At 69.8% G+C, this 14,299-nt stretch carries 15 protein-coding genes and 1 pseudogene; 13 read left to right on the top strand and 3 right to left on the bottom strand.

The annotated features are described in order from the left end of the window. Positions 1-660: pseudogene (locus ACE3N6_RS17640) on the top strand (hypothetical protein); the annotation flags it as partial. Continuing rightward, positions 657-1,034, top strand: a complete 378-nt coding sequence (locus ACE3N6_RS17635; protein WP_374247131.1) for a cytochrome b5 domain-containing protein — start codon at positions 657-659, stop codon at positions 1,032-1,034. The pseudogene ACE3N6_RS17640 and the gene ACE3N6_RS17635, both read left to right, overlap by 4 nt. A gap of 9 nt (positions 1,035-1,043) precedes the next feature. Here the strand turns inward: ACE3N6_RS17635 and ACE3N6_RS17630 are convergent, their stop codons facing one another. Further along, positions 1,044-3,116, bottom strand: a complete 2,073-nt coding sequence (locus ACE3N6_RS17630) for an ATP-dependent helicase (protein WP_374247129.1) — start codon at positions 3,114-3,116, stop codon at positions 1,044-1,046. Between the two features lie 210 nt (positions 3,117-3,326). Between ACE3N6_RS17630 and ACE3N6_RS17625 the strand changes: the two genes are divergently transcribed. From ACE3N6_RS17625 to rpoH, 5 genes are all read left to right on the top strand, one after another. Continuing rightward, the gene (locus ACE3N6_RS17625) at positions 3,327-3,932 is read left to right on the top strand and encodes a TetR/AcrR family transcriptional regulator (RefSeq protein ID WP_374247127.1); all 606 of its coding nucleotides are present in this window, start codon (positions 3,327-3,329) and stop codon (positions 3,930-3,932) included. Next, on the top strand, positions 3,929-5,119 hold the full coding sequence (locus tag ACE3N6_RS17620; RefSeq protein ID WP_374247126.1) for an efflux RND transporter periplasmic adaptor subunit: 1,191 nt from the start codon (positions 3,929-3,931) through the stop codon (positions 5,117-5,119). Before ACE3N6_RS17625 ends, ACE3N6_RS17620 begins: the two co-directional genes overlap by 4 nt. Beyond that, entirely contained in the window at positions 5,116-6,309 is a 1,194-nt protein-coding gene (locus ACE3N6_RS17615) for an ABC transporter permease (RefSeq protein WP_374247124.1), read from the top strand. Before ACE3N6_RS17620 ends, ACE3N6_RS17615 begins: the two co-directional genes overlap by 4 nt. Before the next feature lies 1 nt (position 6,310). After that, on the top strand, positions 6,311-7,027 hold the full coding sequence (locus ACE3N6_RS17610; RefSeq protein WP_374247122.1) for an ABC transporter ATP-binding protein: 717 nt from the start codon (positions 6,311-6,313) through the stop codon (positions 7,025-7,027). A gap of 205 nt (positions 7,028-7,232) precedes the next feature. Continuing rightward, on the top strand, positions 7,233-8,087 hold the full coding sequence (gene rpoH / locus ACE3N6_RS17605; RefSeq protein WP_374247121.1) for an RNA polymerase sigma factor RpoH: 855 nt from the start codon (positions 7,233-7,235) through the stop codon (positions 8,085-8,087). A gap of 131 nt (positions 8,088-8,218) precedes the next feature. On the opposite strand, the gene ACE3N6_RS17600 is transcribed toward rpoH, so the two are convergent. Then, positions 8,219-8,818, bottom strand: coding sequence for an SCO family protein (locus ACE3N6_RS17600; RefSeq protein ID WP_374247132.1), 600 nt, complete (start codon positions 8,816-8,818; stop codon positions 8,219-8,221). Between the two features lie 139 nt (positions 8,819-8,957). Between ACE3N6_RS17600 and ACE3N6_RS17595 the strand changes: the two genes are divergently transcribed. The 5 genes from ACE3N6_RS17595 to ACE3N6_RS17575 all read left to right on the top strand — a co-directional run bounded on the left by ACE3N6_RS17595 (position 8,958) and on the right by ACE3N6_RS17575 (position 13,833). Beyond that, positions 8,958-9,425: a DUF2244 domain-containing protein gene (locus tag ACE3N6_RS17595; protein WP_374247120.1), complete on the top strand. Its 468-nt coding sequence runs from the start codon at positions 8,958-8,960 to the stop codon at positions 9,423-9,425. 30 nt (positions 9,426-9,455) lie between these two features. Beyond that, a complete protein-coding gene (gene coxB, locus ACE3N6_RS17590; protein WP_374247119.1) occupies positions 9,456-10,646 on the top strand; it encodes a cytochrome c oxidase subunit II in 1,191 nt (396 codons plus the stop codon). A gap of 12 nt (positions 10,647-10,658) precedes the next feature. Beyond that, positions 10,659-12,257: a cytochrome c oxidase subunit I gene (ctaD, locus tag ACE3N6_RS17585; RefSeq protein WP_374247118.1), complete on the top strand. Its 1,599-nt coding sequence runs from the start codon at positions 10,659-10,661 to the stop codon at positions 12,255-12,257. Between the two features lie 138 nt (positions 12,258-12,395). Beyond that, the gene (locus ACE3N6_RS17580) at positions 12,396-12,950 is read left to right on the top strand and encodes a cytochrome c oxidase assembly protein (RefSeq protein WP_374247117.1); all 555 of its coding nucleotides are present in this window, start codon (positions 12,396-12,398) and stop codon (positions 12,948-12,950) included. Positions 12,951-12,960: 10 nt separating this feature from the next. After that, positions 12,961-13,833 (top strand): cytochrome c oxidase subunit 3, encoded by an 873-nt coding sequence (locus tag ACE3N6_RS17575; RefSeq protein WP_374247116.1) that lies wholly within the window; start codon positions 12,961-12,963, stop codon positions 13,831-13,833. Here ACE3N6_RS17575 and ACE3N6_RS17570 read toward each other — a convergent pair. Further along, positions 13,821-14,015, bottom strand: coding sequence for a twin transmembrane helix small protein (locus ACE3N6_RS17570; RefSeq protein ID WP_374247115.1), 195 nt, complete (start codon positions 14,013-14,015; stop codon positions 13,821-13,823). The two genes, ACE3N6_RS17575 and ACE3N6_RS17570, sit on opposite strands and share 13 nt — an antisense overlap. Here ACE3N6_RS17570 and ACE3N6_RS17565 point away from each other — a divergent pair. Continuing rightward, on the top strand, positions 14,005-14,299 hold a 295-nt coding region (locus tag ACE3N6_RS17565), incomplete at its 3' end, for an SURF1 family cytochrome oxidase biogenesis protein (protein WP_374247113.1). The genes ACE3N6_RS17570 and ACE3N6_RS17565 overlap by 11 nt on opposite strands.

The raw sequence follows: 14,299 nt of genomic DNA, 5'->3' as shown, positions 1-14,299 counted from the left end.
CTGGTGGACCACGTGGCGCATCCGGCCCCCGACACCGTGGAGGTGCGCCTCAAGCCGCTGGCCCGGCCCATCGGCGCCGAGCCCGGTCAGTTCGTGCTGGCAGCCTTCGGCGCGGGGCCGAATTTCAAGGGCTGCGGCGAGTTCCACCCCTACTCGGTGAGCGGCTTCCGCCTCGACGGGCAGATCTCGGTGGGCATCAAGGCGCTGGGCGACTGCACCCGCCACCTGCAGAACCTCAACGCCGGCGTGGCGGTGCGCGTGCAGGGCCCGTTCGGCCACTTCCTGCCCCTGGAGGACGAGCGGCCCAACATCTGGCTGGCCGGTGGCATCGGCATCACGCCCTTCCTGGCCCGGCTGCGCAAGGGGCGCCTGTCCACCCCCACGCGCCTGATCTACCTTTACCGCGACGAGCGCGACGCCGCCTACCTGAGCGAGCTGGACGAGCTGGCCAGCCACGACCCCGGGCTGCACCTCGAGACCCGCGAGACCGGGCCGCTCGCGCCCAACCTGAAGGCGATCCTGCCCCAGGCCTCCGACCTCACCGGCTGGCACTGCTACCTGTGCGGCCCCCCAGGCATGCTGCAGGCGGCCACCGCCGTGCTGCGGGCCCGCGGCGTGCCCGACGATCACATCCACTTCGAGCTGTTCGACTTCAGATGATGAAGAAGCTGTTCTATCTGGGCACCCTCGCCTTCTGGCTGGCCGTGGCGGCGGTGTGGCAAGGCAGCGAGCGGCTGCCGCCACCGCCCCCGGCCCCCGTCGCGGCGCCCGAGCCGGTGGAAAAGCCGATCCGGCTGGCCGAGGTGGCCAGGCACAAGCGGGGCGACGATTGCTGGATGGCGATCAACGGCCAGGTGTATGACCTGAGCGGCTACATTCCGGAACACCCCGCCCGCCCGGCGGTGATCCTGCCCTCCTGTGGCCGGGACGCCACCCAGGCGTACCGCACCAAGAACAAGGGCCGCGCCCATTCCCCGGACGCCGACGCGCTGCTGGCCATCTTCCGCCTGGGCCCCCTCGACACCGAGCCCTGAGGCGGGGCCTCAGCGCCACATGGCCCGCATCCGCGCGGCCAGATCCACCGCCTTCTCGCGGGCCTGGGGGTCGGCATCCGCCGCCGGCGCCACCGGCGGCCAGCTGGTGCTCTCGAAGCTGCCCAGCAGCCGGTTGGGGATGAAGCGGGTGCGGCTGGCGTACACGTGGCGGTCGCCGGTGGCGGCCTGGCCGCTCACGTAAAAGCGCTGGGGCACGATGAGATCCAGGTGATCCTTCGCGCGGGTCATCGCCACATAAAGCAGGCGCATCTCCTCCTCGATCTCCCGCTCGCTGCCGGTGGCCAGATCGGACGGGATGCAGCCATCCACCGTGTTGAGCAGCGACACCGCCGGCCATTCGCGCCCCTTGGCGGAGTGGATGGTGGAGAGGATCAGGTAGTCCTCGTCCCGCAGCGGGGCGCCGGATTCGTCGCTGGTGGCGTCGGGCGGGTCGAGAGTGAGTTCGGTGAGGAAGCGCTCGCGGCTCGGGTAGGTGGCGGCGATGCGCGCCAGCTGCTGGATGTCGGCCTGACGCACGGCGGCGTCTTCGTACAGGCGGTCGAGCGCGGCTTCGTACCACTGAGCAAGGCGCTCCAGGGGGGCTGGCCAGGCGCCGGGGGCGTCGAGCGCCTCCACCAGCCGGGCGAAGGCCTGCCATTCGGCGCGGGCAGCTTCGGGCACCGGCTGTTCGGCGAGCAGCTGGCAGCCCGGCGGCGCGGCCTGGAGGTTGTCGAGGATGCGCCCGGCGGTCTTGGGCCCGATGCCCGGCAGGAGCTGCACGGCCCGAAAGCCCGACACCCGATCCCGCGGGTTCTGGGCCCAGCGCAGGATGGCCAGCACGTCCTTGACGTGGGCGGCCTCGAGAAACTTCAGCCCGCCGAACTTCACGAAGGGCACGTTGCGCCGGGTGAGTTCGATCTCCAGCCGCACGCTGTGGTGGGCGGCGCGGAACAGCACCGCCTGGGCCTTGAGCTTGAGCCCCGCCTCCCGCCGGGCCAGCACCTGCTCGACCACGCAGGCGGCCTGGTCGGCCTCGTCGCGCACCGACACCAGCCGGGGCTTTTCGCCGCCGGCGCGGTCGCTCCATAAATCCTTGCTGAAGCGCGCCTTCGCCTGGGCGATCACGCCGTTGGCGGCGGCGAGGATGGGCTGGGTGGAGCGGTAATTGCGATCCAGCGTGACGCGCCGGGCGGGCGGGTCGAACCGATCCGGGAACTCGAGGATGTTGCGCACCGTGGCGCCCCGGAAGCTGTAGATCGACTGGGCGTCGTCGCCCACCACGGTGAGGCCGCGGCCGTCGGGCTTCATGGCCCGCAGCAGCCCGGCCTGCAGGCGGTTGGTGTCCTGGAACTCATCCACCAGGATGTGGCTGAAGCGCCCGCCCACTTCGGCGGCCAGCTCGGGCACGGCCACCATCTGCGCCCAGTAGAGCAGCAGGTCGTCGTAGTCGAGCACCTGCTGGGCCTGCTTGGCCTCGACGTAGGCGAGGAACAGGGGCTTCAGCTCGGTCTCCCATTCGGCGCACCAGGGAAAGCTCGTCTGCAGCACCTCGGCCAGGGGCGCCTGGGTGTTGACCGCCGCCGAATAGATGGCGAGGCAGGTGCCCTTGAGGGGAAAGCGCTTGTGCTTGGCGGAGCAGCCCAGCTCGTGGCGGACGAGGTTCATCAGGTCGCCGGAATCCTCCCGGTCGTGGATGGTGAAGCCCGGGTCGAGCCCGATGCGCCCGGCGAACTCCCGCAGCAGGCGCGCGCCCACGCTGTGGAAAGTGCCGGCCCACGGGAAGCCACCCTGAGCCAGCCGGGCATGGCGCGGCGAGACCTGCGCGGCGATGCGCTGGACGCGGCGGATCATCTCGTCCGCCGCCCGGCGCGAGAAGGTGAGGAGCAGGATCTGCGCCGGATCGGCGCCCTGGGCGAGCAGGTGGGCGACCCGGTGGGCCAGGGTGTTGGTCTTGCCCGAGCCCGCCCCGGCGATGATGAGCAGCGGCCCCGGCGCGGCCTCGCCCGCACCGTGGAGGGCCGCGTCGCGCTGGGCATCGTTGAGGCCGGCGAGGTAGGCGGGCAGGTCGGCGGTGGCGCTCATGGCGCGCTCCCGGCGCCCCGCAGGCGCCTCGGCGCCGCAGCCGCACAGCGGGCGCAACGGGGGGCGAAAGGGCAGGCGGCGAAGACGGAAGGACGGATCATCTGGAAACCTCTCGCTGTAACAATATACAGATATTTCAAGCAGCAGGCCAGGCGCTCCGGGCGGTTATGGGCTTTACTTGGTAAGTAATTAATTACATACTTGCTCCCCATGAAACCTCAGCTTCGCCAGCCCACCGCCTCGCGTCAGGCCGAGATCGTCGCCACGATGGTGCACCTGTCGGCCGCGCGCAATCCGACGGAGATCACCACCGGCGACATCGCCCAGGCAATCGGGGTGACGCAGGGCGCGCTGTTCCGGCACTACCCGAGCAAGGAGGCCATCCGCCTGGCGGTGGTGGACTGGATCGAGGCGCGGCTGATGGGCGAACTGACTACCGCCCGGGCGGCAGCGGCCGACCCCCGGGTGGCCCTGGCGGCCATGTTTCGCGCTCACGTCCGCTTCACCTGCGATCACCCGGGCGTGCCGCGCCTGGTTTTTGCCGAACTCCAGGAGCCGGAGACCTCCCCCGTCCGCCAGCGGGTGCGGGCGCTCATGCAGCGCTACCGCCAGACGCTGGCGGCGGTGCTGGCCCAGGCCCGGGCCGACGGGCTCATCCGCGGCGACGTGGATTGCGCGGCGGCGGCCGGGCTCTTCCTGGGCGCCATTCAGGGGCTGGTGATCCAGCAACTGCTCGGCGGGGCGCCCGGCGCCGCGGAGCAGCAGGCCGAGGGGGTGCTCCAGCTCTATCTGACCGGGCTGGGAGAAGCGTCATGAAAGTTGCGCCGCAATTCGGTCGCAAGATCGCCATGGGCGTGCTGGCCGGGCTGTTGCTGGGGGGCTTCGGCTTCGTCGTGGCGCGCTCCGGGCCGCTGGCGCCAACCCGGGTAACCACCGCCACCGTGGCGCACGGCGAGGTGGCGACCGCGCTGTTCGGCATCGGCACGGTGGAAGCCCGCCGCAGCTACCTGATCGGCCCCACCGTGGCGGGGCGCGTCGCGCGCGTTCAGGTGGACGTCGGCGAGGCGGTGAAGGCCGGGCAGCTGCTGGCCGAGATCGAGCCGGTGGACCTGGACGAGCGCCTGCGCGCCGGCGAGGCGGCTCGGGCCCGCGCCGCCGCGGCCCTGAGCGCCGCCGAAGCGCAGCGCGTCGAGGCCCACGCCCGGCTGGCGCTGGCGGAGTCGAACCTGCGCCGCTACGAGGATCTGGCGGCCCGCCAGTTCGTGAGCGCCAGCGCGCTGGACGACCGGCGGCAGGCGCTCGAATCCGGCCGCGCGGCCTTCGCGGCGAGCCATGCCGGCGTGCGGGGCGCCCGCGACGAGCTGACGCGCCTGCAGGCCGAAAGCGACGGGCTGCAGCGCCAGCGCGACACCCTGCGCCTGCGCGCACCCCGCCACGGCGTGGTGACCGGCCGGGACGCCGAGGCCGGCTCCACGGTAACGGCCGGCCAGGCGGTGATCCGGATGATCGAGCCGGACAGCCTGTGGGTGCGCGTGCGCCTCGACCAGGGGCGCGCCCGCGGGCTGGCGGTCGGGCAGGCCGCCGACATCGTGCTGCGCAGCGACGCGGCCGTGCGCCTGCCCGGGCGGGTGGCGCGCATCGAGCCGGTGAGCGACAGCGTGACCGAGGAGCGCATCGCGCTGGTCGGCTTCGGGCGGCAGCCGGCGGGCCTTGGCATCGGCGAGATGGCCGAGGTGACGATCCACACCGGCACGACCCGCCCGGGGCCGATCGTGCCCAACGCGGCGATCCGCCAGACGCCCGAGGGCCCCGCCGTGTGGCGTCTGAACGCCGGCGAGCCCGCCCTCGTCCCCGTCACCCTGGGCGACACCGGCCTGGACGGCGCGGTGCAGGTGCTCGCCGGCGTGGCGGTGGGCGACGAGATCGTCGTGCACAGCGAGCGGGCCCTGGCCGCGGGCGCGCGCATCCGGGTGGTCGGGCAACTCACCGACGAGCAACCGTGATCAGCCTCGCTGGCCGCGACATTCTCCATAGCTGGTCGCGCTTCGTGCTGACCGGGGTGGGCCTGGGCCTGCTGATCGGGGTCACCCTCACCATGGCGGGCGTCTACCGCGGCATGGTGGACGACGCCAAGGCGCTGCTCAACAACAGCGGCGCCGACGTGTGGGTGGTGCAGCAGGACACCCAGGGGCCCTACGCGGAATCCTCCAGCCTGCACGACGACGTGTACCGCGCGCTGCTGGCCCTGCCGGGGGTGGCCCGCGCGGCCAACGTGACCTACCTGACGATGCAGGTGCGCTACGGCGGCGGCGACGTGCGCGCGATGGTGGTGGGCTTCGAGCCGGGGCAGCCCGGCGAGCCCGGCTACCTGATCGCCGGCCGCCAGCCCACCCGCGCCCACTACGAGGCCGTGGCCGACGTGCGCACCGGCTTCCGGCTCGACGAGCGCATCCGCATCCGCCGCCACGACTACCGGGTCGTCGGGCTGACCCGGCGCATGGTGTCGTCGGGCGGCGACCCGATGGTGTTCATCCCGCTCAAGGACGCGCAGGAGGCCCAGTTCCTCAAGGACAACGACGCCATCCGCGACGAGCGCACCCGCGCCGCGGCCAACCCGGCCTTCAACCGCCCCGGCGCGCCGGGGCTGCTGGAGGCGGTCACCGCCGCCCAGGCCGCCAGCCGCAACGCGAACGCCGTGCTGGTGCGCGTCGCCCCCGGCGCCGACCCGGCCCGCGTGGCCGGCGAGGTGCGCCGCTGGAAGCACCTGCAGGCCTTCACCCGGGCCCAGATGGAGGACATCCTGGTCACCAAGCTCGTCGCCACCTCGGCCCGCCAGATCGGCATGTTTCTGGCGATCCTGGCGGTGGTCAGCGCGGCCATCGTGGCCTTCATCATCTACACCATGACCCTGGGCAAGATCCGCGAGATCGCGGTGCTCAAGCTCATCGGCACCCACGACCGGACGATTGCCGGGATGATCCTCCAGCAGGCGCTGGGGCTCGGGGCGATCGGCTTCATGGTGGGCAAGACGGCCGCCACCCTGTGGGCGCCGTTCTTCCCCAAGTTCGTGCTGCTCGAACCCGGCGACGCCCTGCGCGGCCTCGCCGCGGTGCTGGCGATCTGCGCGCTCGCCAGCACCCTGGCCATCCGCGCGGCGCTGCGGGTCGACCCCGCCACCGCCATCGGAGGCTGACATGGACGGCTTCGGAATCCGCATCGAAGGGCTCAGGAAACGCTACGGCGAGGGCGACACCGCGGTCGACGCCCTGAAGGACGTCAACCTGACGGTGTCGCCCGGCGAAGTGGTGGGGCTGATCGGCCCCTCGGGCTCGGGCAAGAGCACGCTGCTCAAGTGCCTGGGCGCGGTGATCGAGCCCACGGCTGGCCGCATGACCCTGGGGGACGAGGTGATCTACGACAACGGCTGGAAGCTGGCCGACCTGCGCGCCCTGCGCCGCGACCGGATCGGCTTCATCTTCCAGGCCCCTCACCTGATCCCGTTTCTCGACGTGATCGACAACGTCGCGCTGCTGCCGATGCTCGCCGGCCAGCCCAACGCCCAGGCCCGCCGGCGCGCCCTGGCGCTCCTGGAGGCGCTCGACGTGGCCCACCGCGCCCACGCCCGGCCGTCGCAGCTATCGGGCGGCGAGCAGCAGCGGGTGGCGATCGCCCGGGCGCTGGCCAACCAGCCCCCGGTGGTGCTGGCCGACGAACCCACCGCCCCGCTGGACAGCGAGCGCGCCCTCGGCGTGGTCGGCATCCTCAACCACATGGCGCAGCAGTTTCGCACCGCCATCGTCGTGGTCACCCACGACGAGAAGATCATCCCCACCTTCCGGCGGCGCTACCACATCCGCGACGGCCGCACCGACGAGGAGCGCGGGCAGGCACACGCCGAACCGGCCGGCTGACCCTCGGCCCAACCGGCAAACCATTCGGCCGGCGGGCGCGCCGCGACCCCGGCGAGGGCCTCCGGCGGGGGCACCTGCGCCACCGTCGACCACCCCGCCGGGCAGGCCCCGGACGGCACCGCGGATGTCATGCCGCGGAACCAATTGCCCCCTTAGCACTCACAGGCAGGGAGTGCTAACATAAGGCCGAAGGAGGTTGTTACTGATGTCCCATACCTTGTCGTTTCCCGTCCCGTCCGCGGTTGGCAGCCTGGATCAATACATCCAGAGCGTGAACCGTATCCCGCTGCTGACCGAGAAGGAAGAATCCGATCTCGCCCACAGCTTCCGGGAGAACGAGGATCTGGACGCGGCGCGCAAACTGGTCATGTCGCACCTGCGGCTGGTGGTGGCCATCGCCCGGGGTTACCTCGGCTACGGCCTGCCCCATGCCGACCTCATCCAGGAAGGCAACGTCGGCCTGATGAAGGCCGTCAAGCGCTTCGACCCCGACCGCGGCGTGCGGCTGGTGTCCTTCGCCATCCACTGGATCAAGGCCGAGATCCACGAGTACATCGTCAAGAACTGGCGGCTGGTGAAGATCGCCACCACCAAGGCGCAGCGCAAGCTGTTCTTCAACCTGCGCGGCCTGAAGGCCAGCAGCAACACCCTGCAGGGCGAGGAAGTCCACGCCATCGCCGCGCAGCTCGGGGTCAAGCCCGAAGAAGTGCGCGAGATGGAAACCCGCCTGTCCGGCGGCGACGTGGCCCTCGAATCCGGCCCCGAAGACGAAGAGGAGCGCTTCGCGCCCATCGCCTACCTGGCCGACCCCCACGCCGAACCGTCCGAGGTGATCGCCCAGCGCGAATACGCCCGCCTCCAGGACAGCGGCCTGCACGACGCCCTGGCCGCGCTGGACGAGCGCAGCCGCACCATCGTGCAGCGGCGCTGGCTCACCGAAGGCGACGCCGCCACCCTGCACGAGCTGGCCGCCGAGTACGGCGTGTCGGCCGAGCGCATCCGCCAGATCGAGGCCAAGGCCATGCAGAAGATGCGAACCCAGCTGGTGGCGCTGGCCTGACCAGGCCCCTGCCGGCAACAAGAAGGGCGACCCGCGGGTCGCCCTTTTGTTTTGGCGGGGCTCGATCTGTGCCGGCCGGATAGGTACAGATCGCAAAAACCGAAAAAAGATAGGCACAGATTCCGCCCGGGCTACTTGCCCGCCAGCAGCTTGCGGATGTCGGCGGCCACCGCCTCGGGCTTCTCGCCGTGCTTCACGTACAGCCGCAGCCGGCCCTGGGGGTCGAACACGTAGGTGCCGGTGGAGTGATCGACGGTGTAGGCTTTGCCGCTCGTGTCGCCCTGCTTCTGGTAGAAGACCTTGAAATCCTTGGCCACCGCGGCGGTGGTGGCGGCGTCGCCCAGCAGGCCGACGAAGCGCGGGTCGAAGGCCGGCACGTACTGGGCCAGCAGCTCCTGCGTGTCGCGCTCCGGGTCGACGGTGACGAAGAGCACCTGCACCTTGTCGGAATCCGGCCCGAGCTGGCGCATCGCCTCGGCCATGTTCACCAGATTGGTGGGGCACACGTCGGGGCACTGGGTGTAGCCGAAGAAGATCGTCACCACCTTGCCCTTGTAGTCGGCCAGGGTGCGCACGGCGCCGTTGTGATCGGTGAGCTTGAGGCTTTGCCCATATTGGGCGCCGGTGATGTCGGTGCCGGTAAAGCCGGCGCCCGGCCCGTTTTCCCCCTGCGGCGAGCAGGCGGCGAGGGCGCCAAGTGCCAAGCCCGTCACGATGATGCGCCGCAACATCGAAATCATTTCAAACCCCTTTAAGTTTCAATGAGTTGGCGGCTTTGCAAGTGCACTGCAAAACCGAAGCCCGATGCTACACTTCAGCCAGAATTTGATCTGCGTCAAAAAGTCGCAGACAGGGCCTGGAGGAGACGCCATGGCTATAACAACAAGAGAGACGGCGGGCGCGCGTGAATGGATCGCGCGCCCGAACCGCTCACTCACCCCAGCAGTCCGCCGCGGCCTCATCGGCCTCATCCTGGCGGCAAACACCCTCATCGGCCTCGGTTTCTGGCTGGCTGGCGCTTGGCCGGTGCTGCCCTTCGCCGGTCTCGAACTCCTGCTTCTCTTCGTCGCCCTGCGGGCCGTCGCGCGCCGCGATGCCGCGTTCGAATCGATCCGCCTCGAAGGCGACCGCCTCACCGTCACCCGACATCTGCCCGAAGGCGAATCCTGCGACCGCTTCCACGCCGGCTGGGCCCGGGTCAGCCTCGAAGGCGAGCCCCCCGACGTGCCCCTGGTGTGCATCCGGTCCCACGGCCGGCGCGCACGGGTCGGTGTTCTGATGACGCCTGCGCAACGCCACCTGCTGGCGATGGATCTCCGGCAGCGGCTGCAACCCTGACAGCATCCCACGACGAGAAGAGGTAGCGCCTTGACGACACTCAACCCCCGCCTTCGCCGCCTCTCCCCGCCAGCCCTGGCCCTCGCCGGAACGGGCGCCCTCCTCGCCGCCGGGCCGGCCCTGGCCGACTTCACCTGGAACTTCCCCAAGCCGGTCACCCCCATCGCCCGGGACACCCTGAACATCCACAACGAGTTCATGGTCATCATCACCGTGCTGTTCGTGGTGGTGTTCGCGATCATGATTTACTCGATGGTGCGGCACCGCAAGAGCACCGGCGCCGAGCCCGCCCGCTTCTCCGGCCCCACCGGGGCGCTGCAGTGGTTCTGGGTGCTGGTGCCCTTCGGCATCCTGCTGTTCATCGACTTCGTGCTGATGGGCATCCCGGCCTTCCACGCGGTGATCGAGATGGAAGACACCCGCACCAAGGCCGACATGGTGCTCAAGGTGACCGGGATGCAGTGGAAGTGGCAGTACGAATACCCCGATTCGGGCATCCGCTTCGTCAGCAACCTGTCCACCCCGCGGGAGCAGATCGAGGGCAAGGAAGCCAAGGGCGAGCACTACCTGCTGGAGGTGGACAACCCCGTGGTGCTGCCGGTGGGCAAGAAGGTGCGCATCCTGCTCACCGCCACCGACGTGATCCACACCTGGTGGGTGCCCCAGTTCGGCGTCAAGCGCGACGCCATCCCCGGCTTCCTGCGCGAGACCTGGGTGCGCATCGAGGAGCCCGGCATCTATCGCGGCCAGTGCGCCGAGCTGTGCGGCAAGGACCACGGTTTCATGCCGGTGGTGGTGCACGCGGTGCCCGAAGCCGAATACGCCGCCTGGGTGGACAAGAAGAAGGGCGAGATGGCCGCCGCCGCGGCCGGCAGCGACAAGACCTGGACCAAGGACGAACTCATCGCCCACGGCAAGGACGCCTACGAGAAGCACTGCGCCGCCTGCCACCAGCCCGACGGCAAGGGCGTGCCGCCGGCCTTCCCGGCGCTGGCCGGCAGCAAGATCGTCAATGGCCCGCTGCTCTCGCCCGAGGGCCTGCCGATCCCCGACAGCCATGTGGACCGGGTGATGAACGGCAAGCCCGGCACCGCGATGCAGGCGTTCAAGACCACGCTCTCCGACACCGACATCGCCGCCATCGTCACCTACGAACGCAACGCCTTCGGCAACGCCAAGGGCGACATGATCCAGCCCGCCCAGATCAAGGCCCTTCGGTAAGGAGTCCGCACGATGAACACCGCCACCCACGCCCTCGATCGCCACGACGGCCACGGCCACCAGCCCACCGGGCTCCTGCGCTGGCTCACCACCACCAACCACAAGGACATCGGCACGATGTACCTCACCTTCTCGCTGCTGATGTTCTTTCTCGGCGGCGCGATGATCCTGGCGGTGCGGGCCGAACTCTTCCAGCCCGGCCTGCAGCTGATGAAGCCGGAGTTCTTCAACCAGCTGATCGGCGTGCACGCGCTGGTGATGATCTTCGCGGCGCTGATGCCGGCTGCCACCGGCTTCGCCAACTGGATGATCCCGCTGATGATCGGCGCCCCCGACATGGCGCTGCCGCGGCTCAACAACTGGGGCTTCTGGCTGCTGCCGCCGGCCGCCATGCTGCTCACCCTGCCCTTCGTGCTGGCCCTCTTCGGCATCGGCGACGGCGCCGTGGCCACCGGCTGGACGCTCTACGCGCCGCTGTCGGTGCAGGGCGGCATCGGGGTGGATTTCGCGATCTTCTCGATCCACATCCTGGGCGTCAGTTCGATCATGGGCTCGATCAACATCATCGCCACCATCCTCAACATGCGCGCCCCGGGCATGACGCTGATGAAGATGCCGCTCTTCTGCTGGGGCTGGCTGGTGACCGCGGTGCTGCTCATCATCACCCTGCCGGTGCTCGCCGGCGGCGTGACCATGCTGCTCACCGACCGCCACTTCGGCACCCACTTCTTCGACGCCGCGGGCGGCGGCGACCCGATCCTGTTCCAGCACCTGTTCTGGTTCTTCGGCCACCCGGAGGTGTACATCCTGCTGCTGCCGGTGTGGGGGCTGATGCCCCACGTCCTGTCCACCTTCTCGCGCAAGCCCATCTACGGCCACACCGCCCAGGTCTATGGCTTCATCGCCATCGGCGTGCTGGGGCTCATCGTGTGGGCCCACCACTTCATGACCGCCGGGCTGCCGGTGCCGGCGCTGCTCTACTTCATGTACAGCACGATGGCCATCTCCCTGCCCCTGGCGGTGCTGTTCTTCTGCTGGATCGCCACCATGTGGCGCGGCGCCATGAGCTTCGAGACGCCGATGCTGTTCGCCATCGGCTTCATCGTGCTGTTCGGCATCGCCGGGCTCACCGGGCTGGTGCTGGCCGACGTGGCCGCCGACGCCCAGTATCACCACAGCTACTTCGTGGTGGCCCACTTCCACTATGCGCTGTTCGCCGGCGGCATCATGGGCGTGATGACCGGCGTTTACTACTGGCTGCCCAAATGGACCGGCCACATGTACAGCGAGCGGCTGGGCAAGCTGCACTTCTGGCTCACCGTGGTGAGCTTCAACTTCACCTTCATGCCCCAGTTCTTCCTTGGGCTCGCCGGCATGCCCCGGCGCATCCCCGACTACGCCCTGCAGTTCGCCGAGTTCAACGCCATCTCCACCGTGGGCGCCTTCGTGCTGGGGCTGTCGCAGCTGCTGTTCGCCTACAACGTTTGGCGCTGCGTGCGCGGCGGCGAGCAGGCCAGCGACAAGGTGTGGGAAGGCACCCGCGGGCTCGAGTGGGAACTCAGCTCGCCGCCGCCCCACCACTCGTGGGACGTCCAGCCCGTCATCAAGTAAGCCCGGAAGGAGAACGCCATGCACCTCACCGAATCGGACCTCGCCCAGCGCCGCCGGGCCTCCGCACGCTTCGCCTGGGCCCTGGGCGCGGTGGCGCTGGGGCTCTACGTGGTGGGCTTCTTCATCCAGCGCTAGGCCGTGCGCGAAGCCACCCTGCCCCCACCGCGCCGCCACGCTCGCCTCGTCGGCCGGCTGGTGCTGCTGGCGGCGGCGTGCTTCGCCTTCGGCTTTGCGCTGGTGCCGCTCTACGACAGCCTGTGCCGGGTGGTGGGCTTCAACGGCAAGACCCTGAAGGACGCCATCGCCGCCGGCGACGTGGCCCCCGGCGGGCTCGACACCAGCCGCAGCCTGGGCGTGCAGTTCACCACCACCCTGATGCCCGGCCTGCCCTGGGAGATCCGCCCGCTGGAGCCCGCCATCGAACTCCATCCGGGCGAACTGCGCACCACCCGCTTCCTGGTGCGCAACCTCTCCGACACGCCCATCGTCGGCCAGGCGGTGCCCAGTGTGTCGCCCACCGTGGCGGCAAAGCACTTCAAAAAGCTCGACTGCTTCTGCTTCACCCAGCAGACCCTCGCCCCCGGCGAATCCCGCGAGATGGCCCTGACCTTCATCGTCGACCGGGAGATCGGCCTCGAGATCAGCGAGCTGACCCTCGCCTACGCCTTCTTCCCGGCCCCCAAACCTGACTAGGGAGCACCCAGTGAACGCATCCCACGCCCGATCTGCCACGCCCCACGCCGGCCACTACTACGTGCCCCAGCCCAGCCTGTACCCCTTCATCCTGTCGGGGGGGATGTTCCTGCTGGCGCTGGGCTTCATCCTGCTGATGAACCGCTTCGCACCCGGGCCGTGGGTGATGGCGACGGGCGCGGCGGTGATCGCCGGGGTGCTGTTCAAATGGTTCGGCGCGGTGATCGCCGAGAACCAGCGCGGCGCCTACACCGACTGGGAGGACCAATCCTTCCGCCAGGGCATGGTGTGGTTCATCGGCTCGGAGGTGATGTTCTTCGCGGCCTTCTTCGGCGCGCTGTTCTACTGCCGCACCATCTCGGTGCCGGCGCTGGCGGGCATGGACCCGGCCTTCACGCTTTACGAAGGCTTCACCGCCGCCTGGCCCTCCGCCGGCCCCAAGGGCGCCAGCTTCACGCCGATGGGCGCCTGGGGCATTCCGGCGATCAACACCGCGCTGCTGCTCACCTCCGGCGCCACCCTCACCTGGGCCCACTGGGGGCTGATGCAGAACAAGCGCGCCCAGCTCAACGCCGGGCTCATCCTCACGGTGCTGCTGGGGGCGATCTTCCTGGGCTTTCAGGCCTACGAATACCACCACGCCTACACCGAGCTGGGCCTGACCATGGGCGCCGGCGTGTATGGCGCCACCTTCTTCATGCTCACCGGCTTCCACGGTTTCCACGTCACCCTGGGCGCCATCATGCTGGCCGTGGTGGCCGGGCGCTGCCTGTCGGGGCATTTCGATTCCAGGCGCCACTTCGCCTTCGAGGCGGTGGCCTGGTACTGGCACTTCGTCGATGTGGTGTGGCTGCTGCTGTTCGTCGTCGTCTACTGGCTGTAGGGCCCGAAGCGATAGCTGAGCAGCAGCGCCGCAAAGAGGAGCAGAGAGAGGGAGATGCGCAAGGTCAGCGCCCGCACAACCCGGTCGCCCGCCCCCTTGTCGCGATAAAGGAAGAACAAGCCCGAAAAGAGGCTGCCAATCACCAGCACCAACATGAGCACCACGGCAAACTTGAACAGCACGGCTCGCTCCCCCAACATCGTCGGCCGATTCTGCGCCGTCGCCCGGACGGCCACAAGCGGCCGCCGCTTCCGCCCGTCCCGGTGGGGCGGCCTGCTTGCACTGGCGGTGGCGACGGGTTGCATCCAGCTCGGCCATTGGCAGCACGCCAAGGCCGACCGCAAGCTGGCCGCCCAGGCGCAGCTCGACACCCGGCAAGCCGACGCGCCGGTAAGCATCGGCGCCACCCCGGTCGATGCCGAAGCCCTGCGCGCCCGCCCGGTGACGGTACGCGGGCGCCTCGAGC

This window comes from Zoogloea sp. (assembly GCF_041904905.1).
GTDB lineage: Bacteria > Pseudomonadota > Gammaproteobacteria > Burkholderiales > Rhodocyclaceae > Zoogloea.
The sequence above is the reverse complement of the archived record's forward strand: the minus strand, read 5'-3'. Positions and strand labels throughout refer to the sequence as shown.